Raw genomic sequence first — 22,153 nt, forward strand, 5'->3', positions numbered from 1 at the left:
ACCCGATGCCCCAGGTGGATCCCGAGTTGTTCGATCGCGGCCAGTTCCAAGCGGAGCTGGCGCTCAAGGCAAGCCCCATCCCCGCCTTCAAGAAAGCCTTGCGCCAGGCCGGCGAGGTGTTCGACAGGCGCTTTCGCGAAGGCGCCGAGATTCGCCAACTGATCGAGGATCGCGCCTGGTTCGTCGACAACATCCTGCAGCAGGCCTGGAATCAGTTCGACTGGGGCAACCTGAACGGCATCGCCCTGGTGGCGGTGGGCGGCTATGGCCGCGGCGAACTGCACCCCTGGTCGGACATCGACCTGCTGATCCTGCTCGACTGTGCCGAGCACGAACAGTACCGCGATGCTATCGAGCGCTTCCTGACTCTGCTGTGGGACATCGGCCTGGAAGTCGGACAGAGCGTTCGCACGGTCGAGGAATGCGCCGAACAGGCGCAAGCGGACCTGACGGTGATCACCAACCTGATGGAAAGTCGCACCGTGGCCGGCCCTGAATCTCTCCGTCAGCGCATGCTGGAAGTCACCAGTACGGCGCACATGTGGCCGAGCAAGGCGTTCTTCCTGGCCAAGCGCGCCGAACTTCAGGCCCGGCACCACAAATACAACGACACCGAATATAACCTCGAGCCCAACGTCAAAGGCTCGCCCGGCGGTCTGCGCGATATCCAGACCGTGCTCTGGGTCGCGCGCCGTCAATACGGCACGCTCAACCTCAACGCCCTGGCCGGCGAAGGCTTCCTGCTGGAAAGCGAGAACGAACTGCTGGCCTCCTCCCAGGCCTTTCTCTGGCGCGTGCGCTATGCCTTGCACATGCTCGCTGGGCGCGCCGAGGATCGCCTGCTGTTCGACCACCAGCGCAGCATCGCCACGCTGCTCGGCTATGGCGACGACAACCCCAAGCGCGCCATCGAGCAGTTCATGCAGCAGTACTACCGGGTGGTGATGAGCATCAGCCAGCTGTGCGACCTGATCATCCAGCACTTCGAGGAAGTGATCCTGGCCGATGACAGCGGTAGCACTCAGCCGCTCAATGCGCGCTTTCGCGTGCACGATGGCTATATAGAAGCGGTCAGCCCCAACGTGTTCAAGCGCACGCCCTTCGCCATGCTCGAAGTGTTCGTGCTGATGGCCCAGCACCCGGAAATAAAAGGCGTTCGCGCCGATACCGTGCGCTTGCTGCGCGAGCATCGTCATCTGATCGACGACAAGTTCCGCCACGACATCCGCAACACCAGCCTGTTCATCGAGCTGTTCAAGTGCGAGATCGGCATCCACCGCAACCTGCGCCGCATGAACCGCTACGGCATCCTTGGCCGCTACCTGCCGGAGTTCGGCCTGATCGTCGGGCAGATGCAGCACGACCTGTTCCACATCTATACGGTCGATGCGCACACGCTCAACCTGATCAAGCACCTGCGCAAGCTGCAGTACACCCCGGTGTCGGAGAAATTCCCGCTGGCCAGCAAGCTCATGGGGCGCCTGCCCAAGCCTGAGCTGATCTACCTGGCAGGCCTCTACCACGACATCGGCAAGGGCCGTCAGGGCGATCACTCCGAGCTTGGCGCCGTCGACGCCCAAGCCTTCTGCGAACGCCATCAGTTGCCGGCGTGGGACTCCAGACTGATCGTCTGGCTGGTGCAGAACCACTTGGTGATGTCCACCACCGCCCAGCGCAAGGACCTCTCCGACCCTCAGGTCATCCACGATTTCGCCTTGCACGTGGGCGACGAAACGCGCCTGGACTACCTCTACGTGCTCACCGTGGCCGACATCAACGCCACCAACCCGAGCCTGTGGAACTCCTGGCGCGCCAGCCTGCTGCGCCAGCTCTACACCGAGACCAAGCGGGCGCTGCGCCGAGGCCTGGAAAACCCGCTGGACCGCGAAGAGCAGATCCGGCAAACCCAGAGCGCCGCGCTGGACATCCTGATTCGCGAGGGCACCGACCCTGATGACGTGGAACAGCTCTGGTCGCAACTGGGCGATGACTACTTCCTCAAGCACACTGCCGCCGATGTGGCCTGGCACAGCGATGCGATCCTGCAGCAGCCGGCCGACGGTGGCCCGTTGGTGCTGATCAAGGAAACCACCCAGCGCGAATTCGAAGGGGGCACGCAGATCTTCATCTACGCCCCCGACCAGCATGATTTCTTCGCCGTGACCGTGGCAGCGATGGCCCAGCTCAACCTGAACATCCACGATGCGCGCATCATCACCTCCAGCAGCCAGTTCACCCTCGACACCTACATCGTGCTCGACAATGACGGGGGCTCGATCGGCGACAACCCGCAGCGGGTCAAGCAGATCCGCGAAGGGCTGACCGAAGCCCTGCGCAACCCCGAGGACTATCCGACCATCATCCAGCGTCGCGTGCCGCGCCAGCTCAAGCACTTCAACTTCGCCCCGCAGGTGACCATCCACAACGACGCCCAGCGGCCGGTGACCATCCTCGAGATCATCGCCCCGGACCGCCCCGGTCTGCTGGCGCGCCTGGGGCGAATCTTCCTGGAGTTCGACCTGTCGCTGCAGAACGCCAAGATCGCCACACTCGGCGAGCGCGTGGAAGACGTGTTCTTCATCACCGACGCCGACAACCAGCCCTTGTCCGACCCGCACCTGTGCAGCCGCCTGCAGGAAGCCATCGTCCAGCAGTTGCAGGCCGGCCAGACCCACGATAGCAGCGCCACCCGCGTGACCTTCTGACGATTACGAGACCTTGCGCCGATGAACCATGCCTTGACCCAGCTTCAGCCCTACCCCTTCGAAAAGCTGCGCGCCCTGCTGGGCAGCGTGAAGCCTGCGGCGGACAAACGCGCCATCGCCCTGTCGATCGGTGAGCCGAAGCACGAATCCCCGGCGTTCGTCGCCAAGGCTCTGGCCGACAACCTTGACAAGCTCGCGGTCTACCCCAGCACCCTGGGCCTGCCCGCCCTACGCCAGGCCATCGGCCAATGGTGCGAGCGGCGCTTCGGCGTACCGGCTGGCTGGCTGGACGCCGAGCGGCACATCCTGCCGGTCAACGGCACCCGCGAAGCACTGTTCGCCTTCACCCAGGCGGTGGTGAACCGGGCTGACGACGGCCTGGTGGTCAGCCCCAACCCCTTCTATCAGATCTACGAAGGCGCAGCGTTGCTGGCCGGAGCCACCCCGCACTACTTGCCGTGCCTGGAAAGCAACGGGTTCAACCCGGACTTCGGCGCCGTGCCAGCCGAGGTGTGGCAGCGTTGCCAGATCCTGTTCCTGTGCTCGCCGGGCAACCCGACCGGCGCACTGGTGCCGATGGATACCCTCAAGCAGTTGATCGCGCTGGCCGACGAGCATGACTTCGTGATCGCCGCCGACGAATGCTACAGCGAGCTGTACTTCGACGAAGAGGCGCCGCCACCGGGTCTGCTCAGCGCCTGCGCGGAGTTGGGTCGCAACGACTTCAAGCGTTGCGTGGTGTTCCACAGCCTGTCCAAGCGCTCCAACCTGCCAGGGCTGCGCTCAGGCTTCGTGGCGGGCGACGCCGAGATCATCAAGCCCTTCCTGCTGTACCGGACCTACCATGGCTGCGCCATGCCGGTGCAGACCCAACTGGCCAGCATCGCCGCCTGGCAGGACGAAGCCCATGTGCGTGCCAACCGCGACCAGTACCGCGCCAAGTACGAAGCGGTGCTGCAGATTCTGCAGCCGGTGATGGATGTCCAGCGCCCCGATGGCAGCTTCTACCTGTGGGCCAAGGTGCCGGGCTGCGATGCCGACTTCACCCGCGACCTGTTCCAGGCCGAGCACGTGACCGTAGTGCCGGGTTCCTATCTGTCCCGTGACGTGGACGGCGTCAACCCTGGAGCCGGGCGCGTGCGCATGGCGCTGGTGGCACCGCTGGCCGAGTGCATCGAGGCGGCGCAGCGGATCCGCGCGTTTCTCCAGGCTCGCGGCTGAAATGCTGCGCTAGCGCACCGTTCCCAGATTCGCCTCACTCATGTCCAGCTCGCCCAGCACCTGACGCACCACTTCATCGCCGACCAGGTGCTGGCGATGCAGGCTGTAAAGCTCCAGGCGCTGAGCGCGCAACGCGCGCAGGCGCAGGCGGCGCTCCAGCAGGTCCATCTGCTCGGCCAGGGCGCGGGCTTCGGCCGTGTCACTGTAGCTTTTCAACTGGTCGCGGTACTCGGCCATCAGCCGTGCCTTGAGCTCGACGGCCTGGGTGGCCAGGGCCGCGTCCTGCTCGGCACCGGCATCCACCACATCCTCGGCCTCCAGCGCATGCACAGCGGCCTCTGCGGTGCGTCGCCACGCCTCCTTCACCTCCTCATGCAGGCGCTCGTCGGGGCTCAGCGTGACACCGCGCAACAGCAGCGGCAGCGCGATGCAGGCACTGACCAGCGACAGCAAGATCACGCCGGCGGCAATGAAGATCAGCAGGTCGCGCTCGGGGAAAGGCTGGCCGGCACTGATCAGCAGCGGCACCGACATGACACCGGCCAAGGTCACCGCACCGCGCACGCCGCCGAGGGTCAACAGCCAGCAGGAGCGTGCACTGGGCACCATCACCAAGGCCGGCTTGCCACGCCAACGCCGCACCGCGCCGATGGCGCGCCAGACGCTCTGCACCCAGATGTAACGCAGCAGCACCAGCGCCACGAAGATCGCCACCACGTCCAGGCAACGCCAGGCCAAGGTTGGCCACAGCGACGTTTCGTGGCTGACGACCGCCTTGATGATGTCCGGCAGTTGCAAGCCCAGCAGCAGGAAGATCAAGCCATTGAAGGCGAATTCCAGCAGCGACCAGACACTGCGGTTGAGCAGGCGTGTACTGGTCTGGCGCGGCAGCAGGTCGAGCCAGCTCTGCATCATGCCCGCCGCCACCGCCGACAGAATACCCGACACGCCCAGGCGCTCGGCCAGCACATAGGCCGCGAAGGGCAACAGCAGCATGAACACCACGTGGGTCGCCGGATCGTCCCAGCCACGGGCGATCATCCAGGCGCGCAAGCGCCCCACCAGCCAGCTCAGCGCAACGCCCGCCGCCAGCCCGCCGATGGCCACCAGGACGAAGCTCAGGCTGGCGTCCGCCAGGGAGAACACACCGGTGATGGCCGCCGCCAGGGCGAACTTGAAGGTCACCAGGCCCGAAGCGTCGTTCATCAAGGCCTCGCCCTGGAGCATGTGCATCAGCGGCTTGGGCAGACGGTCCTGGGTGATCGCCGACACGGCCACGGCGTCGGTGGGCGACAGCACGGCGGCCAGGGCGAAGGCCACAGGCAAGGGAATGCTCGGCAGGATCCAGTGAATGAAGTAGCCCGCGCCCACTACGGTGAACAGCACCAGCCCGACCGCCAGCCCCACCACCGGCCCGCGCAGGCGCCACAGCTCGCGCTTGGGCATGCGCCAGCCGTCGGCGAACAGCAGCGGGGGCAGGAACAGAAACAGGAACAGCTCGGGATCGAGGGCCACATGCAGGCCCAGGGTCGGCCAGGCCAGCAGCGCTCCGGCGCCGATCTGCACCAACGGCAGCGGCAGCGGCAACAGGCGCCCGAGCAACTTGGAAACGCTCACCAGCATCAGCAGGATGAGGACGGTATAGGCTGACTGCATCGCAAGGTTTCCTGACTGCGGGGTGTAGAACTGACCAACGGATCGGTCATGGCCGATGTTACCGGCTCGTGGCCAGCGCTGCCGCTGAACGATGGTCGCAGGCGCATGGCGCGCTCTGGCCCATGCTACTCGACCGGACATGACATAAAGGGTTCCAAAGCACAGGGCAGCCAGCCGTGGCGCCCTCGGCATCGATCCCGCATAATCGCCCCCACCCATTCTTCGAGGAGTATAGGGTCGGCTCGGCCAGCGCCGACGGCCCAGGCATTCAATGGCATACACTCTCTACGGCATCAAAGCCTGCGACACCATGAAGAAGGCCCGTACCTGGCTTGACGAACAGGCCATCGACTACGCCTTCCACGACTACAAGACCCAAGGCATCGACCGTGACAGCCTCGAGCGCTGGTGCGACGAGCATGGCTGGCAGGTCGTGCTCAACCGCGCTGGCACCACCTTCCGCAAACTCGACGACGCCAGCAAGGCCGATCTGGATCAGGCCAAGGCCGTCCAGCTGATGCTGGCGCAACCGTCGATGATCAAGCGTCCGGTGCTCGATCTGGGCGAGCGCACGCTGGTCGGCTTCAAGCCGGACCAGTACGCCGCAGCCCTCACCTGAATTCGCTCCATACCCTTTTCGTACGAGGTAATTGCATGTCCACCACTTTGTTCAGCCTGGCCTTCGGTGTCGGCACCCAGAACCGCCAGGGCACCTGGCTGGAAGTCTTCTACGCACAGCCATTGGTCGCACCGAGCGCCGAACTGGTCGCCGCCATCAGCCCGATCCTCGGCTACGAGGGTGGCAACCAGGCCATCGCCTTCAGCCCGGCCCAGGCCGCGCAACTGGCTGACGCCGTAAAAAGCGTGGACGCCAACCAGCATGCACTGCTGACCCGCCTGGCCGAAAGCCACAAGCCGCTGGTGGCGACGCTGATCGCCGAAGACGCTGCGCTCACCTCCACCCCCGAGGCGTACCTCAAGCTGCACCTGCTGTCGCATCGCCTGGTCAAGCCGCATGGCGTTTCCCTGGCCGGCATCTTCCCGCTGCTGCCGAACGTCGCCTGGACCAACCTGGGCGCCATCGACCTGAGCGAACTGGCCGAGCAGCAACTCGAAGCACGCCTGAAAGGCGAACTGCTGGAAGTCATCTCGGTGGACAAGTTCCCGAAGATGACCGACTACGTGGTGCCGAGCGGCGTGCGCATCGCCGACACCGCCCGCGTGCGCCTGGGCGCCTACATTGGCGAAGGCACCACCATCATGCACGAAGGCTTCGTCAACTTTAACGCCGGCACTGAAGGCCCGGGCATGATCGAAGGCCGTGTGTCGGCCGGTGTGTTCGTCGGCAAGGGCTCGGACCTGGGCGGCGGCTGCTCGACCATGGGCACCCTCTCCGGCGGCGGCAACATCGTCATCAAGGTCGGCGAAGGCTGCCTGATCGGCGCCAACGCCGGCATCGGTATCCCGCTGGGCGACCGCAACACCGTCGAAGCCGGTCTGTACATCACCGCAGGCACCAAAGTGAACCTGCTGGATGAACACAACGAGCTGGTCAAGGTGGTCAAGGCCCGTGACCTGGCTGGGCAAACCGACCTGCTGTTCCGCCGCAACTCGCTCAACGGCGCCGTGGAGTGCAAAACCCACAAGTCGGCGATCGAGCTGAACGAGGCACTGCACGCACACAACTGAGTGGCAGGCCGCGCGCCCACCCCCAGCGGTTCGAAGTGCTAAGATCGGGTCTGGCAATTGCTGTCAGACCCGATTTTCATTCCAGGCCCCGCACTCATGTTCCAGCCCTCCCCCTGGCGTGCCGATTTTCCCGCCATCGCCGCCCTGCAACGCCAGCACCAGACCTACCTGGACAGCGCTGCCACCACGCAAAAGCCCCAGGCGCTGCTCGACGCCATGAGCCATTACTACACCCAGGGCGCCGCCAACGTTCATCGTGCCCAACACCTGCCGGGCGCCCTGGCGACCCAGGCATTCGAGTCCAGCCGGGCCAAGGTCGCTGCCTGGCTCAATACGGGCGATGCCGGGCAGATCATCTTCACCCACGGCGCCACCTCCGCGCTCAATCTGCTGGCCTACGGTCTGGAGCATGGCCTGCAGCCGGGTGACGAAATCGCCGTCAGTGCACTGGAGCACCACGCCAATCTGCTGCCCTGGCAGCAACTGGCGCAGCGTCGCAACCTGCGTTTGGTGGTCCTGCCGCTGGACGCCCAAGGCCAGATCGACCTGAACCAGGCACTGCAACTGATCGGCCCGCGCACCCGCCTGCTCGCGGTCAGCCAGTTGTCCAACGTACTCGGTACCTGGCAACCGCTGCCGGCTCTGCTGGCCCATGCCCGCGCCCAAGGTGCGTTGAGCGTGGTCGACGGCGCTCAAGGGGTGGTCCACGGCCGTCACGACGTCCAGCAACTGGGCTGCGATTTCTACGTATTCTCCAGCCACAAGCTCTATGGCCCCGATGGCGTCGGCGTGCTCTACGGCCGCACCGAGGCCTTGCGCCAACTACGCCATTGGCAATTCGGCGGTGAGATGGTGCAGGTGGCCGACTACGACCAGGCCAGTTTCCGCCCGGCGCCACTGGGCTTCGAAGCCGGCACCCCGCCGATCGCCGGGGTGATCGGGCTGGGCGCGTCCCTCGATTACCTTTGCGCTCTCGACCCCGCCGCAGTGGCCGCCCATGAAGGCCTGCTGCACCGGCACCTGCTGCGCGGCCTGACCGAACGCGACGGTGTCCGCCTGCTGGCCAGCCCGCAGGTCGCCCTGGCGAGTTTCGTCGTGGAGGGCGTGCATAACGCCGATATCGCCCACCTGCTCACCGAACAAGGTATCGCCGTGCGTGCCGGGCATCACTGCGCCATGCCGCTGTTGAAAAGCATGGGACTGGAAGGCGCGATTCGGGTGTCACTGGCGCTGTACAACGACAGCGACGACCTGCAGCGCTTCTTCGACGCCCTCGATCAAGGCCTGGAGTTGCTGCGATGAGTCTGCCGCAACAGGCCCATGAGGCACTCGAAACGTTCACCCGCTGCCAAGGCTGGGAGCAGCGTGCCAGGCTGCTGATGCAGTGGGGCGATCGGCTGCAACCCTTGGACGATGAGCACAAGGTCGAGGCCAACCGCGTGCATGGCTGCGAAAGCCGGGTGTGGCTGGTGGCCGAGCGCGTCGACGACCGCTGGCAATTCAAGGCCAGCAGCGACGCCCGCCTGTTGCGCGGCCTGCTGGCCTTGCTGCTGGCGCGCGTACAAGGCCTTGGCAGCCACGCGCTGGCCGACGTGGACCTGCGCGCGTGGTTCACCCAACTGGGCCTGGAACGCCAACTGTCGCCCTCGCGCAGCAACGGGCTGCATGCCGTGTTGCAGCGCATGGCCGAACTGAGCGCCCACGCCTGAGGCGCACTACGCGCAACGCAACGGTCAGTCGGGCTTGGTCCGCTCCGACGGCCGTCGAGCACCGGCCACCAGCTTTTCCACGGCCTTGCTGACCGCCACCATGGCGAAGGTCGCGGTCACCATCATCACCGCGCCGAAGCCGCCGGCACAGTTCAGGCGCACGCCGTCGCCGACGAAGCTCTTTTGCAGGCACACGCTGCCATCGCCCTTCGGGTAACGCAGTTGCTCGCTGGAGAACACGCAGGGCACGCCATAGTTGCGGCTGACATTGCGCGAAAAGTTGTAGTCGCGGCGCAGGGTGGAACGCACCCGCGAAGCCAGGGGGTCGTTGAAGGTCTTGTTGAGGTCGCCGATCTGGATCTGCGTCGGATCGATCTGCCCGCCTGCACCACCGGTGGTGACGATGGCAATCTTGCGCCGCCGGCACCAGGCGATCAGCGCCGCCTTGGCCTGCACGCTGTCGATGCAGTCGATCACGCAGTCCAGGTCTTCGGTGATGTGTTCGAGCAGGGTCTCTCGGGTGACGAAGTCTGCCACCGCATGCACCGTACAAGCCGGATCGATGGCGCGCAGACGCTCGGCCATGACCTCGACCTTCGGCCGCCCCACCTGGCCCTCCAGGGCATGGGCCTGACGGTTGGTGTTGCTGACGCAGACGTCGTCCAGGTCGAACAGGCTGATTTCGCCGACGCCACTGCGGGCCAGCGCCTCCGCCGCCCAGGAGCCGACGCCGCCAATGCCGACCACGGCCACGTGGGCCTGGCGCAGGCGCTGCAGCCCTTCGTCGCCATACAGCCGGGCGACGCCGGCGAAGCGTGGATCTTCTGTGCTCATGCTGCTACCCCGAAAAAACCGGGGCGCATTATAGGCCATGCGCGCCCGTCAGCCAGGTCTTGTCGACGCGATGCGTCCCCGGCAACCCGGCATTAGGAAAGAGCCTGTCAATCCTGCTTTAATGTCCAATCGTAAGTCGGCTGTGGCCGACTCGGGGCTGTTTCTGCACCGCCCACACCCGAACCTGGATTCGCCCTGGCTCTTGCCTGCACCTTGCCTGGAAGCTCACGCACTTATGTCATCACGCAAATTCGGTCTCAACCTGGTGATCGTCCTGGCCATCGCCGCGCTGTTCACCGGCTTCTGGGCGCTGATCAATCGCCCGGTATCGGCGCCGGCCTGGCCGGAACAGATCTCTGGTTTCTCCTATTCACCCTTCCGCCTCGGGGAGAGCCCGCAGAAGGGCCAATACCCCAGTGAAGACGAGATGCGCCAGGACCTGGAGCAACTGAGCAAGTTCACCGACAACATCCGTATCTATACCGTCGAGGGAACCCAGGCCGAGATTCCGCACCTGGCCGAAGAACTGGGCCTGCGCGTGACCCTGGGCATCTGGATCAGCACTGACCTGGAGCGCAACGAACGCGAGATCGAGAAAGCCATCGGCTTGGCCAACAGCTCGCGCAGCGTGGTGCGGGTGGTGGTAGGCAACGAAGCGCTGTTCCGCGAAGAGATCACCCCCGAGGCGCTGATCCAGTACCTGGACCGCGTGCGCGCGGCGGTGAAGGTGCCCGTGACGACCAGCGAACAGTGGCACATCTGGAAGGCGCACCCTGAGCTGGCCAAGCATGTCGACCTGATCGCCGCGCACATCCTGCCGTACTGGGAGTTCGTGCCGATGAGCGACTCGGTGCAGTTCGTCCTGGACCGCGCCCGCGACCTGCGTCATCAGTTCCCCCGCAAGCCCCTGCTGCTATCGGAAGTGGGCTGGCCGAGCAACGGCCGCATGCGTGGCGGCGCCGATGCCACCCAGGCGGATCAGGCCATCTACCTGCGAACCCTGGTCAACACCCTGAACCGCCGCGGCTTCAACTACTTCGTGATCGAAGCCTACGACCAGCCCTGGAAAGCCAGCGACGAAGGCTCGGTCGGCGCCTACTGGGGCGTGTTCAACGCCGAGCGCCAGCAGAAATTCAACTTCGAGGGGCCGGTGGTGGCCATCCCGCAATGGCGCGCCTTGGCGGTGGCCTCGGTGGTGCTGGCTATGATCGCCCTGGCCGTGCTGCTGATCGACGGCTCGGCGTTGCGTCAGCGCGGTCGCACGTTCCTCACCTTCATCACCTTCCTGTGCGGCTCGGTGCTGGTGTGGATCGCCTATGACTACAGCCAGCAATACAGCACCTGGTTCAGCCTGACGGTGGGCGTGTTACTGGCCCTGGGCGCCATCGGCGTGTTCATCGTGCTGCTCACCGAGGCCCATGAGCTGGCCGAAGCGGTCTGGACTCACAAACGACGAAGAGAATTCCTGCCAGTACAAGGCGACACCGCCTACCGCCCCAAGGTGTCGGTGCACGTGCCCTGCTACAACGAGCCACCGGAGATGGTCAAGCAGACCCTCGACGCCCTCGCCGCCCTCGACTACCCGGACTACGAAGTGCTGGTGATCGACAACAACACTAAGGACCCTGCGGTCTGGGAGCCGCTCAAGGCCCACTGCGAAAAGCTCGGCGAGCGCTTCCGCTTCTTCCACGTCGCGCCGCTGGCCGGCTTCAAGGGCGGTGCACTGAACTACCTGATCCCGCACACGGCCAAGGATGCCGAGGTGATCGCGGTGATCGACTCGGACTACTGCGTGGATCGCAACTGGCTCAAGCACATGGTGCCGCACTTCGCCGATCCGAAGATCGCCGTGGTGCAGTCCCCCCAGGACTACCGCGACCAGCACGAAAGCGCTTTCAAGAAGCTGTGCTACAGCGAATACAAGGGCTTCTTCCACATCGGCATGGTCACTCGCAACGACCGTGACGCGATCATCCAGCACGGCACCATGACCATGACCCGGCGTAGTGTGCTGGAGGAACTGGGCTGGGCCGAATGGTGCATCTGCGAAGACGCCGAACTCGGCCTGAGGGTGTTCGAGAAAGGCTTGTCGGCCGCCTATGCCCACAACAGCTACGGCAAGGGCTTGATGCCCGACACCTTCATCGATTTCAAGAAACAGCGCTTCCGCTGGGCCTATGGCGCCATCCAGATCATCAAGCATCATGCCGGCGCCCTGCTGCGCGGCAAGGGCAGCGAACTGACCCGTGGCCAGCGCTACCATTTCCTCGCCGGCTGGCTGCCCTGGGTGGCCGATGGCATGAACATCTTCTTCACCGTCGGGGCGCTGCTGTGGTCGGCGGCGATGATCATCGTGCCACACCGCGTCGATCCGCCGCTGATGATTTTCGCCATCCCGCCGCTGGCGCTGTTCTTCTTCAAGGTCGGCAAGATCATCTTCCTCTACCGCCGCGCGGTGGGGGTGGACCTGCGCGATGCCTTCGCCGCCGCCCTGGCGGGCCTGGCGCTGTCGCACACCATCGCCAAGGCGGTGCTCTATGGCTTCTTCACCAGCAGCATGCCGTTCTTCCGCACACCAAAGAATGCCGACAGCCATGGTCTGCTGGTGGCCATCTCCGAAGCCCGCGAAGAGCTGTTCATCATGCTCTTGCTGTGGAGTGCGGCGGCCGGCATCTGCCTGGTGCAAGGCCTGCCCAGCTCCGATATGCGCTTCTGGGTGGCGATGCTGCTGGTGCAGTCGCTGCCGTACCTGGCGGCCTTGATAATGGCCTTCCTGTCCTCGCTGCCCAAACCGGCGCACACCGCGGTCGAGCCGCAGCAGGCTTGAGGCCCTGTACAGCGCAGGGGTGCATCGCGTCCCCTGCGCCGGCCCGTTTGATATAAGATAACGCCCCCAGATTTTTCGCCTTGCCTTGCCCCCGGAGTTCTCCATGACGGCCCCAGCCGAGCTCTCGCCTACCCTTCAACTGGCCTGCGACCTGATCCGCCGCCCCTCGGTGACGCCGGTCGATGCCGACTGTCAGACCCAGATGATGAATCGCCTGGGCGCGGTCGGCTTCCAGCTCGAGCCGATGCGCATCGAAGATGTCGACAACTTCTGGGCCAGCCACGGCCAGCAGGACGGTCCGGTGCTGTGCTTCGCCGGTCACACCGACGTGGTGCCCACAGGTCCCGTGCAGCAATGGCAGCATGAGCCCTTCGACGCGCTGATCGATGCCGATGGCATGCTCTGCGGCCGCGGCGCCGCCGACATGAAGGGCAGCCTGGCCTCGATGGTGGTCGCCAGCGAACGCTTCGTGCGCGACTATCCCGATCACCGCGGCCAGGTCACGTTCCTGATCACCAGCGACGAAGAAGGGCCGGCGCATCATGGCACCAAGGCTGTGGTCGAGCGCCTCAAGGCACGCCAGCAGCGTTTGGACTGGTGCATCGTCGGCGAACCCTCGAGCACGTCCCTGCTCGGCGATGTGGTGAAGAACGGCCGGCGCGGCTCGCTCGGTGCCCACCTCACCGTGCGCGGCAAACAGGGCCACGTTGCCTATCCACACCTGGCGCGCAACCCGATCCACCTGGCGGCGCCCGCGCTGGCCGAGCTGGCGGCCGAGCATTGGGACCAGGGCAATGCCTTTTTCCCGCCGACCAGCTTCCAGATCTCCAACCTCAATGCCGGCACCGGCGCTACCAATGTCGTGCCGGGCGAACTGACCGCGCTGTTCAACTTCCGCTTCTCCACCGAGTCGACCGTAGAAGGCCTGCAGCAGCGCGTGGCGGCGATCCTCGACAAGCACCAGTTGGACTGGTCGATCGACTGGGCACTCTCGGGCCTGCCGTTTCTCACCGAGCCGGGCGAGTTGCTCGATGCGGTGTCGTCGAGCATCAAGGCCGTCACCGGCCGTGACACCCAGCCTTCGACCAGCGGCGGCACCTCCGATGGCCGTTTCATCGCCACCCTGGGCACCCAGGTGGTCGAGCTGGGGCCGGTCAACGCCACCATCCACCAAGTGGACGAGCGCATCCTGGCCAGTGACCTGGACCTGTTGACGGAAATCTACTACCAGACCCTGGTGCGGTTGCTCGCCTGATGCTGGCCTGCCCCCTCTGCCAGGCGCCACTGGCGCAGCTCGACAACGGCGTGGCCTGTGCGGCCGGCCACCGTTTCGACCGCGCTCGCCAGGGCTACCTGAACCTGCTGCCGGTGCAGCACAAGAACAGCCGTGACCCGGGCGACAACCAGGCCATGGTCCAGGCCCGCCGCGATTTCCTCGACGCCGGCCACTACGCGCCGGTGGCCGCGCGACTGGCGCAACTGGCTGCCGAACGCACACCCGGCGCGTGGCTCGACATCGGCTGTGGCGAAGGCTACTACACCGCACGAATCGCCGAGGCGCTCCCTGCCGCCGACGGCTACGCCCTGGACATTTCCCGGGAGGCGGTCAAGCGTGCGTGCCGGCGCGCCCCGCAGCTCACCTGGATGGTCGCCAGCATGGCCCGCGTGCCCATGGCCGATGCCAGCTGCGACTTCATCGCCAGCGTCTTCAGCCCCTTGGACTGGCGGGAAGCGAAACGCCTGCTGGCGCCGGGCGGCGGACTGATGCGCGTGGGGCCGACCAACGGCCACCTGATGGAACTGCGTCGCCTGCTCTACGATGAAGTGCGCCCTTACGCCGACGACAAGCACCTGGCTCTGGTGCCAGCAGGCATGCAGCACGCCCACGGCGAGGTCCTGGAATTCACCCTGACCTTGCCCGAAGCCCAGGCCCGTGCCGACCTGCTGGCCATGACCCCGCACGGCTGGCGCGCCAGCGCCGAAAAGCGCACTCGCGTGATCGAGCAGCCCGCGCCACTCGAGGTCACGGTATCCATGCGTTATGACTATTTTGTGCGCCAAGACTGAGCACACCAGGAGCCCTGAAATGCGCCAACCCGATATCGAAATCTACCTCAAGGACGCAGACGTCGATCACAAGCAGATTGCCGCCTGGCTGACCGAGGCCCTGGGCCCGTGCAGCGAGTGGAAGCAGAAAGGCCAGACCTTCAAGTGCATGGCCGGTAACATCCCGGTCACTTGGTTACCCAAGGCTGTAGGGAAATGGAACAGCCTCTACCTGGAAAGCGACCAGACCCCATGGGTCGATGACATCGCCTGCGCCCGCGCCGCCTTCGCCGCGCTCAACGTGGAAGTGCGCTGCGCGCCGGGCAGTTGGGCCGAAGAAGACGGCGAAGAAGACGCCGACCGCTGGATCCGCATCAGCACTGACGGCGAAGAAGAAATCACCTGGCGCACGTGAAAGCAGCGGCGAGCTTCAGGAAAGCAGCGGCGAGCTTCAAGCTTCAAGCGGCAAGACCGGTGAACTTAAGTCGGTATTGGCATAGCTTGCAGCTTGTCGCTCGCCACTCGTAGCTGGCTTAGAGGCCGACGACGTCCTCGGCCTGCAGGCCTTTCTGGCCCTGCACCAAGGAGTATTCCACCTGCTGTCCCTCGACCAGGGTGCGGTGACCCTCACCGCGGATGGCGCGGTAGTGGACGAAGACATCGGCTCCACCCTCGCGCTGAATGAAGCCAAAGCCCTTGGCATCGTTGAACCACTTCACGTTCCCAGTCTCACGAGACGACATCTGCAACACTCCGGATTTTTATTTTCAAGATCGCCGTGCAGACAGAGGATTTTCTTCCTCTGGCTACGCAGCTTGCGGAAATTTCCTGCAAGGTGCGGACCGAGTATCTGTCGGATATCAAAAATTTTTATGACATGGCTTCAAATGGCCGATTTTTGCTGAACTTATGCCGATACGGCAGCCTAACTTGCTGGTATATCTCCTGAAACATTTTCCCAGGGCAATCACCCCATGACCCGTTCTCCCCTGCGCCGCCTGATTTTCGGTGCCCTGCGTCGCGTCCTGTACCTGTGGGTGCGTTCCGAGACCATCAACCAGTCCTCGCTGACGCTCAACCTCGACCGCAGCCGACCGGTGTTCTACGCCCTGCCTTCTCCCTCGCTCACCGACCTGGCGGTGATCGACCGCGAGTGCACCAAGGCGGGGCTGCCCCGCCCGGTACTGCCCGTGGCCGTCGGCCCGCTGCACGAGCCTGCGGCGTTCTTCTACTTGACCCCCGACCCGGACTGGCTCGGTCGCCAGGACAAGCGCGGCGCACCGCCGACCTTGCAACGGCTGGTGACCACCCTCAGCGAACACGCCGAGGAAGATGCCCAGATCATCCCGGTCAGCGTGTTCTGGGGGCAGACGCCCGCCAGCGAGAACAGCCCGTGGAAACTGCTGTTCGCCGACAGTTGGGCGGTTACCGGGCGGTTGCGCCGGCTGCTGACCGTGCTCATCCTCGGACGCAAGACCCGCGTGCAGTTCTCCGCACCCATCCACCTGCGCGAACTGGTGCAGCACAACAAAGGCCATGAACGCACGGTGCGCATGGCCCAGCGCGTGATGCGGGTGCATTTTCGCAATCTGCGCACGGCGGTCATCGGCCCGGATATTTCCCACCGGCGCAATCTGGTCAAGGGCCTGGTCCACGACCCGCTGGTTCGCCAAGCCATCAGCGACGAGGCCGAGCGCGAGAAGATCCCCTACGCCAAGGCCGAAGCCAAGGCCCTGCACTATGGCAACGAAATCGCCTCGGACTATACCTACACCGCGATTCGCTTCCTTGAAGTGGTGCTGAGCTGGTTCTGGAACAAGATCTACGACGGCATCAAGGTCAACCACATCGAGCAGGTGCAGGAACTTGCTCCCGGCCATGAGGTGATCTATGTCCCCTGTCACCGCAGCCATATCGACTACCTGCTGTTGTCCTACCTGCTGTTCCGCAACGGCCTGACGCCCCCGCACATCGCCGCGGGCATCAACCTCAACATGCCGGTGATCGGCAGCCTGCTGCGCCGTGGCGGCGCCTTCTTCATGCGCCGCACCTTCAAGGGCAATCCGCTGTACACCGCCGTCTTCAACGAGTACCTGCACACCCTGTTCACCAAGGGCTTCCCGGTGGAGTACTTCGTCGAGGGCGGACGCTCACGCACCGGGCGCATGCTGCAGCCGCGCCCCGGCATGCTGGCGATCACCCTGCGCAGCTTCCTGCGTTCCTCGCGCACGCCGATCGTCTTCGTACCGGTGTACATCGGCTACGAGCGCGTGCTCGAAGGCCGCACCTACCTGGGTGAGTTGCGCGGGGCAAGCAAGAAGAAGGAGTCGATCTTCGACATCTTCAAGGTCATCGGCGCGCTCCGGCAGCGCTTCGGCGAGGTCTACGTCAATTTTGGCGAACCCATTCACCTGAATGGCTTCCTCGACCAACAACAACCGGGGTGGCGCGAACAGGACCTGGCGCCGCAGTTCCGCCCGACCTGGCTCAACGACACCACCACGCACCTGGGCGCGAAGGTGGCCCAGCACCTGAACGGCGCGGCGGCGATCAATCCGGTCAACCTGGTGGCCTTGGCGCTGCTGTCGACCAGCCGCCTGGCCCTGGACGAGCGGGCGCTGATCCGCGTGCTCGACCTGTACCTGGCGTTGCTGCGTCAAGTGCCCTACTCCGCGCACGTCACCCTGCCGGAGGGCGACGGTCGCGCGCTGATCGAGCACGTCAGAGGCATGGAGCTGCTGTCCGAACAGAAAGATGCGCTGGGCCGCATCCTGTACCTGGACGAAGCCAACGCGGTGCTGATGACCTACTACCGCAACAACATCCTGCACATCTTCGCCCTGCCGGCGCTGTTGGCGAGCTTCTTCACCAGCAGTGCACGGATGAGCCGTGAGTTGCTCGGGCAGTACGTGCACGCGCTGTATCCGTACCTGCAGGCCGAACTGTTCCTGCGCTGGACACCCGAAGCGCTCGACGAAGCCATCGATCAATGGCTGGCTGCGCTGGTGGAGCAGGGGCTGCTGCGCGAAGAGAACGGGGTGTACCTGCGTCCGGCGCCGAGCTCGCGGCAGTTCGTGATGCTTACCCTGCTGGCCCGCGCCATCACCCAGACCCTGCAACGCTTCTACATGGCCACCTCGCTGCTGCTCAACAGCGGCCAACACAGCCTGGACGCCGAGGAACTGGAAGCGCTGTGCGTGATGATGGCCCAGCGCTTGTCGATCCTGCATGGCCTCAATGCACCGGAGTTCTTCGACAAGACGCTGTTCCGTCACTTCATCCAGACCCTGGTCAGCGAAGGCGTATTGCAACCGGACGACAGCGGCAAGCTGGGCTACCACGACAAGCTCGGCGAACTGTCCGAAGGAGTGGCCAAGCGCGTGCTGTCGGCGGAGCTGCGCCTGTCGATCCGCCAGGTGGCGCTGCATCGGGACGATACCCCCGTCGCGTGATAGGGTGCAGGTCTGATGCCCATCGGTGCGCGGATCGGAGCCGATCCGCTGCACCGAGTTCGATTCACTTTCTGCCCTCAAGGACGCCTTCATGATTCGTTCCTCCCTGCGCTTGACCACCCTGTGCGCCGGTCTGCTGCTGTCGGCCAGCGCCCTCGCCCTGTCGCTGGGCAACCTGTCCCAGCAAGATGCGGCCGGCGGCCTCAAGGACGCCCTGACCCAAGGCGCGCAGATCGCCGTCAAGCAACTGAGCACGCCCGGCGGTTTCAGTGACAATCCCGATGTGCGCATCGAGTTGCCCGGCAAGCTCGGCAAGGCGGCCCAGGCCATGAAAATGTTCGGCAAGGGCGACCAGGTCCAGGCTCTGGAAACCAGCATGAACAAGGCGGCCGAAGCCGCTGTGCCGCAGGCCCAGGCAATTCTGGTGGACGCGGTGAAGAAGATGAGCGTGACCGATGCCAAGGGCATCCTCAGCGGCGGCGACGAAGCGGCGACAAAGTATCTGGACAAGAGCAGCCGCGAGCAGATCCGCGCCAAGTTCCTGCCGATCGTCAAGCAGGCCACCGACAAGGTCGGCCTGGCCCAGCAGTACAACAGCTTCGCCGGCCAGGCCAAAGGCCTGGGCCTGATCAAGGACGACGCCAACATCGAGAACTACGTGACCGAAAAAGCCTTGGACGGTCTGTTCGAGATGATCGGCAAGCAGGAGCAGAGCATCCGCCAGAACCCTGCGCAAGCGGCCACCAGCCTGGCCAAGAAGGTCTTCGGCGCGCTCTGAGCCTCCCCGCATCCCCTTTGCTGGCGCCCTGCCCGCGAAACACCGCCAGTCACCGCTCGGCCGACTGGCGCTGAGGCTGATCGCACACGATCGACCGCGCACGCCCACTTCCTTTCCAGGCGAATGCCTACCTGTCACATGCGACCTGCATCCTAGGGCTCTGTGCAGCGTGTTCGCGCGTTCGAGCCGACCGCCGCTACATGACGCGAGTGCCCTTTTTGCGCCAGGAGTCGATTACATGAGGCCAGAAATCGCTGTACTTGATATCCAAGGTCAGTACCGGGTGTACACGGAGTTCTATCGCGCGCAGACCGCAGAGCGGACCATCGTTCTGGTCAATGGCTCGCTGGCCACCACCGCCTCCTTCGCCCAGACCGTGCGCAACCTGTATCCGCACTTCAATGTAGTGCTGTACGACCAGCCCTACGCCGGCAGGTCCAAGCCGCACAACCGCCATCAGCGGCTGCTGAGCAAGGAGACAGAAGCGCATATCCTGCTGGAGTTGGTCGAGCACTTCCGCGCCGACCACGTCATGTCCTTTTCCTGGGGCGGCGCTTGCACCCTGCTGGCTCTGGCGCACCAGCCGCAACGGGTGAACAAGGCGATCATCAGTTCGTTCTCGCCGGTGATCAACGGCCCCATGCGCGACTACCTGGAGCGGGGCAGCCAATACCTGTCGGCCTGTGACCGCCCTAGAGTGGGCAATCTGGTCAACGACACCATCGGCAAGCACCTGCCCTCGCTGTTCAAGCGTTTCAACTATCGCCACGTCAGCAGCCTGGACAGCCACGAGTACGCGCAGATGCACTTCCACATCCACCAAGTGTTGGATCATGACCTGCAGCGGGCATTGACCGGGGCGCGCAACATCGATATTCCGGTGTTGTTCATCAACGGCGAGCGTGACGAATACACCACGGTCGAGGACGCCAGGCAGTTCGCCCGGCATGTGGACAGAAGCGCGTTCAGCGTGATTCGCGACGCCGGGCACTTCCTGGACATGGAGCACAAGGCAGCCTGCGAAGACACCCGCAGCGCAATGCTGGGTTTTCTGCAACCGGCCCGTACACCTCGGCAGCGCTATGGCTATGAGGCGGGTCAGCAGGCGTTGGCGGGGTGAGTACAGCGTGGGGTGGGGCCTGCCAGTCGTAGACAAGCGCTGCTGCAAGGCTTTTTTGCTGCTTGGACTTTCCAGGACACCAGGATTCTGGTAAAAAGTCGGGCTGCGAAGCGGGTATAGTTTAGTGGCAAAACGAAAGCTTCCCAAGCTTTAGTTGAGGGTTCGATTCCCTCTACCCGCTCCACATTCTTCGCCCTGCGCATCTGATTGCAGCCCCCCCAAAGAGCCCTCGGCTCTTTTTTCATTTCTACGCCCTTCGTTGACCTGTCCCATCGCTTTGCTCGCCGCAATCGGCTTGAATGCAGCCCCACGACACGCTGCATGAGACTTGCAAGCGAAGCGGCATCAGGTGCATATCGCTACTGCGCACCCAGAAATCATCAAAGGACTGCCCATGTTTCTTTCCCGCTGGCTGCCGGGCCTGGCCAATCTCCTGCACTACCGCCGCGAATGGTTCCGCGCTGATCTGCAAGCCGGCCTGTCGGTGGCGGCGATCCAGATTCCGATCGCCATCGCCTATGCCCAGATCGTCGGTTTGCCGCCGCAGTACGGTTTGTATGCCTGTGTACTGCCGATGATGGTCTACGCCTTGATCGGCAGCTCACGGCAGTTGATGGTCGGCCCCGATGCGGCCACCTGTGCGATGATTGCTGGCGCCGTGGCGCCCTTGGCGATGGGCGATCCGCAGCGGATCGCCGAGTTGTCGGTGATCGTCACGCTGCTGGTCGGGGTGATGCTGATCGCTGCCGGCGTGGCCCGCGCCGGCTTCATTGCCAGTTTCTTCTCGCGGCCGATCCTGATCGGCTACCTCAATGGCATCGGCCTCAGCCTGATCGCCGGGCAACTGTCCAAAGTGGTGGGCTTCAGCATCGAGGGTGACGGCTTCATTCTCAGCCTGATCAATTTCGTCGAGCGCCTGGGCGAGATCCACTGGCTGACCTTGGTCGTCGGCCTGGGCGCACTGGCGCTGCTGATCTGGCTGCCGTGCCGCTATCCGAAACTGCCCGCAGCGCTGGTCACCGTCGCCGTGTTCACCCTGCTGGCGGGGCTGTTCGGGCTGGACCGCTTCGGCGTGGCCATCCTCGGCCCGGTGCCGGCCGGCATGCCCGAACTGGCCTGGCCGCAAAGTACCTTGGCCGAGACCAAGAGCCTGCTGCGCGACGCGCTGGGGATCGCGACGGTCAGCTTCTGCAGCGCCATGCTCACGGCGCGCAGCTTCGCGGCCCGGCACGGCTATGCGATCAATGCCAATCACGAATTCGTCGCGCTGGGGGTAAGCAACCTGGCGGCGGGGCTCTCCCAGGGCTTTGCCATCAGTGGCGCCGACTCGCGCACCGCGGTCAACGACATGGTCGGCGGCAAGAGCCAACTGGTGGGCATCATCGCCGCCTTGGTCATCGCGTTGATCCTGCTGCTGTTCACCGCGCCCATGGCCTGGATTCCTCAGGCGGCACTCGGCGCGGTGCTGCTGATGGCGGGCTGGGGACTGATCGACGTGAAGTCCCTGGGCAAGATCCGACGCCTGAGTCGCTTCGAGTTCTGGTTGTGCCTGCTGACCACGCTCGGCGTGCTCGGCCTCGGCGTACTGCCGGGCATCGTCTTCGCCGTGACCCTGGCCATCCTGCGGCTGCTCTACACCATCTACCAGCCCACCGACGCCGTGCTGGGCTGGATGCCCGGCATCGAAGGTCAGGTCGATGTGCGCCAGCACCCGCAGGCCCGCACTGTGCCCGGCCTGGTGGTGTACCGCTTCGACGATGCCGTGCTGTTCTTCAATGCCGACTACTTCAAGATGCGCCTGCTCGAAGCCGTGCAACGCGAGCCCGATCCACAGGCGGTACTGTTCGACGCCGAAGCGGTGACCAGCATCGACGTCAGTGGCATTGCTGCCTTGCGTGAGGTACGCGACACCCTCAAGGCGAAAGGCGTGCACTTCGCCATCGCCCGCGCCCGCGGCACCTTCCTGCGCATGCTGGTGCGCTCGGGCATGGCCCGCGAGATGGAGGACCGCTTGCTGTTCGGCTCGGTGCGCGCCGGGATTCGGGCGTATCGGGTTTGGCGCAATCGTGAGCGACGCGACCGCTGATCACGATCGCCCGCACCCGCGATTCATTCA

The 22,153-nt window shown here is 64.7% G+C and carries 17 protein-coding genes and 1 tRNA gene; 15 read left to right on the forward strand and 3 right to left on the reverse strand.

What is annotated here, in order from left to right; genetic code table 11:
• Nucleotides 1–5: 5 nt before the first annotated feature.
• Both NJ69_RS12890 and dapC read left to right on the forward strand, forming a co-directional pair.
• Nucleotides 6–2,705: a [protein-PII] uridylyltransferase gene (locus NJ69_RS12890; RefSeq protein ID WP_039579599.1), complete on the forward strand. Its 2,700-nt coding sequence runs from the start codon at nt 6–8 to the stop codon at nt 2,703–2,705.
• A 21-nt stretch (nt 2,706–2,726) separates the two neighbouring features.
• Nucleotides 2,727–3,926, forward strand: coding sequence for a succinyldiaminopimelate transaminase (dapC, locus tag NJ69_RS12895; protein WP_039579601.1), 1,200 nt, complete (start codon nt 2,727–2,729; stop codon nt 3,924–3,926).
• A 9-nt stretch (nt 3,927–3,935) separates the two neighbouring features.
• On the opposite strand, the gene NJ69_RS12900 is transcribed toward dapC, so the two are convergent.
• Nucleotides 3,936–5,582: a Na+/H+ antiporter gene (locus NJ69_RS12900; RefSeq protein ID WP_039579603.1), complete on the reverse strand. Its 1,647-nt coding sequence runs from the start codon at nt 5,580–5,582 to the stop codon at nt 3,936–3,938.
• Between the two features lie 271 nt (nt 5,583–5,853).
• On the opposite strand from NJ69_RS12900, the gene NJ69_RS12905 reads away from it, so the two are divergent.
• From NJ69_RS12905 to NJ69_RS12920, 4 genes are all read left to right on the forward strand, one after another.
• Complete coding sequence (locus tag NJ69_RS12905; RefSeq protein WP_039579606.1) at nt 5,854–6,201, forward strand: ArsC family reductase; 348 nt, start codon at nt 5,854–5,856, stop codon at nt 6,199–6,201.
• A 35-nt stretch (nt 6,202–6,236) separates the two neighbouring features.
• On the forward strand, nt 6,237–7,271 hold the full coding sequence (gene dapD, locus NJ69_RS12910) for a 2,3,4,5-tetrahydropyridine-2,6-dicarboxylate N-succinyltransferase (RefSeq protein WP_039579608.1): 1,035 nt from the start codon (nt 6,237–6,239) through the stop codon (nt 7,269–7,271).
• Between the two features lie 96 nt (nt 7,272–7,367).
• The gene (locus NJ69_RS12915; RefSeq protein WP_039579610.1) at nt 7,368–8,573 is read left to right on the forward strand and encodes a cysteine desulfurase; all 1,206 of its coding nucleotides are present in this window, start codon (nt 7,368–7,370) and stop codon (nt 8,571–8,573) included.
• Nucleotides 8,570–8,980 (forward strand): SufE family protein, encoded by a 411-nt coding sequence (locus tag NJ69_RS12920; protein ID WP_039579612.1) that lies wholly within the window; start codon nt 8,570–8,572, stop codon nt 8,978–8,980. Before NJ69_RS12915 ends, NJ69_RS12920 begins: the two co-directional genes overlap by 4 nt.
• Nucleotides 8,981–9,004: 24 nt before the next feature.
• On the opposite strand, the gene tcdA is transcribed toward NJ69_RS12920, so the two are convergent.
• Nucleotides 9,005–9,814, reverse strand: a complete 810-nt coding sequence (gene tcdA / locus NJ69_RS12925) for a tRNA cyclic N6-threonylcarbamoyladenosine(37) synthase TcdA (RefSeq protein WP_029614932.1) — start codon at nt 9,812–9,814, stop codon at nt 9,005–9,007.
• 235 nt (nt 9,815–10,049) lie between these two features.
• Between tcdA and NJ69_RS12930 the strand changes: the two genes are divergently transcribed.
• The 4 genes from NJ69_RS12930 to NJ69_RS12945 all read left to right on the forward strand — a co-directional run bounded on the left by NJ69_RS12930 (nt 10,050) and on the right by NJ69_RS12945 (nt 15,102).
• Nucleotides 10,050–12,641 (forward strand): glycosyltransferase, encoded by a 2,592-nt coding sequence (locus tag NJ69_RS12930; RefSeq protein WP_039579615.1) that lies wholly within the window; start codon nt 10,050–10,052, stop codon nt 12,639–12,641.
• Between the two features lie 103 nt (nt 12,642–12,744).
• On the forward strand, nt 12,745–13,896 hold the full coding sequence (gene dapE, locus NJ69_RS12935; protein WP_039579616.1) for a succinyl-diaminopimelate desuccinylase: 1,152 nt from the start codon (nt 12,745–12,747) through the stop codon (nt 13,894–13,896).
• Nucleotides 13,896–14,708, forward strand: coding sequence for a putative RNA methyltransferase (locus tag NJ69_RS12940; RefSeq protein WP_039579619.1), 813 nt, complete (start codon nt 13,896–13,898; stop codon nt 14,706–14,708). The genes dapE and NJ69_RS12940 overlap by 1 nt, the downstream gene beginning before the upstream one ends.
• 19 nt (nt 14,709–14,727) lie before the next feature.
• Nucleotides 14,728–15,102 carry a hypothetical protein gene (locus tag NJ69_RS12945; RefSeq protein WP_029614931.1) on the forward strand — a complete coding sequence of 125 codons (375 nt, stop codon included), beginning with the start codon at nt 14,728–14,730 and terminating at the stop codon, nt 15,100–15,102.
• 118 nt (nt 15,103–15,220) lie between these two features.
• On the opposite strand, the gene NJ69_RS12950 is transcribed toward NJ69_RS12945, so the two are convergent.
• Nucleotides 15,221–15,430, reverse strand: a complete 210-nt coding sequence (locus NJ69_RS12950; RefSeq protein ID WP_029614930.1) for a cold-shock protein — start codon at nt 15,428–15,430, stop codon at nt 15,221–15,223.
• Nucleotides 15,431–15,661: 231 nt separating this feature from the next.
• On the opposite strand from NJ69_RS12950, the gene plsB reads away from it, so the two are divergent.
• The 5 genes from plsB (at nt 15,662) to NJ69_RS12975 (ending at nt 22,123) form a co-directional block, all read left to right on the forward strand.
• Nucleotides 15,662–18,139, forward strand: a complete 2,478-nt coding sequence (gene plsB, locus NJ69_RS12955; RefSeq protein WP_039579622.1) for a glycerol-3-phosphate 1-O-acyltransferase PlsB — start codon at nt 15,662–15,664, stop codon at nt 18,137–18,139.
• A gap of 91 nt (nt 18,140–18,230) precedes the next feature.
• Nucleotides 18,231–18,917: a DUF4197 domain-containing protein gene (locus NJ69_RS12960; RefSeq protein ID WP_029614929.1), complete on the forward strand. Its 687-nt coding sequence runs from the start codon at nt 18,231–18,233 to the stop codon at nt 18,915–18,917.
• 238 nt (nt 18,918–19,155) lie between these two features.
• Nucleotides 19,156–20,037 (forward strand): alpha/beta fold hydrolase, encoded by an 882-nt coding sequence (locus NJ69_RS12965; RefSeq protein ID WP_039579623.1) that lies wholly within the window; start codon nt 19,156–19,158, stop codon nt 20,035–20,037.
• Nucleotides 20,038–20,147: 110 nt separating this feature from the next.
• Nucleotides 20,148–20,221, forward strand: a tRNA-Gly gene (locus NJ69_RS12970).
• 210 nt (nt 20,222–20,431) lie between these two features.
• Complete coding sequence (locus NJ69_RS12975; RefSeq protein WP_039579626.1) at nt 20,432–22,123, forward strand: SulP family inorganic anion transporter; 1,692 nt, start codon at nt 20,432–20,434, stop codon at nt 22,121–22,123.
• Nucleotides 22,124–22,153: the final 30 nt, after the last annotated feature.

It is taken from the genome of Pseudomonas parafulva (assembly GCF_000800255.1).
GTDB classification, from domain to species: Bacteria; Pseudomonadota; Gammaproteobacteria; order Pseudomonadales; family Pseudomonadaceae; genus Aquipseudomonas; species Aquipseudomonas boreofloridensis.

What these genes read in the sequence shown, in the direction of transcription:
- NJ69_RS12890 (WP_039579599.1), top strand. Translation starts at nt 6, where the DNA reads ATGCCCCAGGTGGATCCCGAGTTGTTCGATCGCGGCCAGTTCCAAGCG.
- dapC (WP_039579601.1), top strand. Translation starts at nt 2,727, where the DNA reads ATGAACCATGCCTTGACCCAGCTTCAGCCCTACCCCTTCGAAAAGCTG.
- NJ69_RS12900 (WP_039579603.1), bottom strand. Translation starts at nt 5,582, where the DNA reads ATGCAGTCAGCCTATACCGTCCTCATCCTGCTGATGCTGGTGAGCGTT.
- NJ69_RS12905 (WP_039579606.1), top strand. Translation starts at nt 5,854, where the DNA reads ATGGCATACACTCTCTACGGCATCAAAGCCTGCGACACCATGAAGAAG.
- dapD (WP_039579608.1), top strand. Translation starts at nt 6,237, where the DNA reads ATGTCCACCACTTTGTTCAGCCTGGCCTTCGGTGTCGGCACCCAGAAC.
- NJ69_RS12915 (WP_039579610.1), top strand. Translation starts at nt 7,368, where the DNA reads ATGTTCCAGCCCTCCCCCTGGCGTGCCGATTTTCCCGCCATCGCCGCC.
- NJ69_RS12920 (WP_039579612.1), top strand. Translation starts at nt 8,570, where the DNA reads ATGAGTCTGCCGCAACAGGCCCATGAGGCACTCGAAACGTTCACCCGC.
- tcdA (WP_029614932.1), bottom strand. Translation starts at nt 9,814, where the DNA reads ATGAGCACAGAAGATCCACGCTTCGCCGGCGTCGCCCGGCTGTATGGC.
- NJ69_RS12930 (WP_039579615.1), top strand. Translation starts at nt 10,050, where the DNA reads ATGTCATCACGCAAATTCGGTCTCAACCTGGTGATCGTCCTGGCCATC.
- dapE (WP_039579616.1), top strand. Translation starts at nt 12,745, where the DNA reads ATGACGGCCCCAGCCGAGCTCTCGCCTACCCTTCAACTGGCCTGCGAC.
- NJ69_RS12940 (WP_039579619.1), top strand. Translation starts at nt 13,896, where the DNA reads ATGCTGGCCTGCCCCCTCTGCCAGGCGCCACTGGCGCAGCTCGACAAC.
- NJ69_RS12945 (WP_029614931.1), top strand. Translation starts at nt 14,728, where the DNA reads ATGCGCCAACCCGATATCGAAATCTACCTCAAGGACGCAGACGTCGAT.
- NJ69_RS12950 (WP_029614930.1), bottom strand. Translation starts at nt 15,430, where the DNA reads ATGTCGTCTCGTGAGACTGGGAACGTGAAGTGGTTCAACGATGCCAAG.
- plsB (WP_039579622.1), top strand. Translation starts at nt 15,662, where the DNA reads ATGACCCGTTCTCCCCTGCGCCGCCTGATTTTCGGTGCCCTGCGTCGC.
- NJ69_RS12960 (WP_029614929.1), top strand. Translation starts at nt 18,231, where the DNA reads ATGATTCGTTCCTCCCTGCGCTTGACCACCCTGTGCGCCGGTCTGCTG.
- NJ69_RS12965 (WP_039579623.1), top strand. Translation starts at nt 19,156, where the DNA reads ATGAGGCCAGAAATCGCTGTACTTGATATCCAAGGTCAGTACCGGGTG.
- NJ69_RS12975 (WP_039579626.1), top strand. Translation starts at nt 20,432, where the DNA reads ATGTTTCTTTCCCGCTGGCTGCCGGGCCTGGCCAATCTCCTGCACTAC.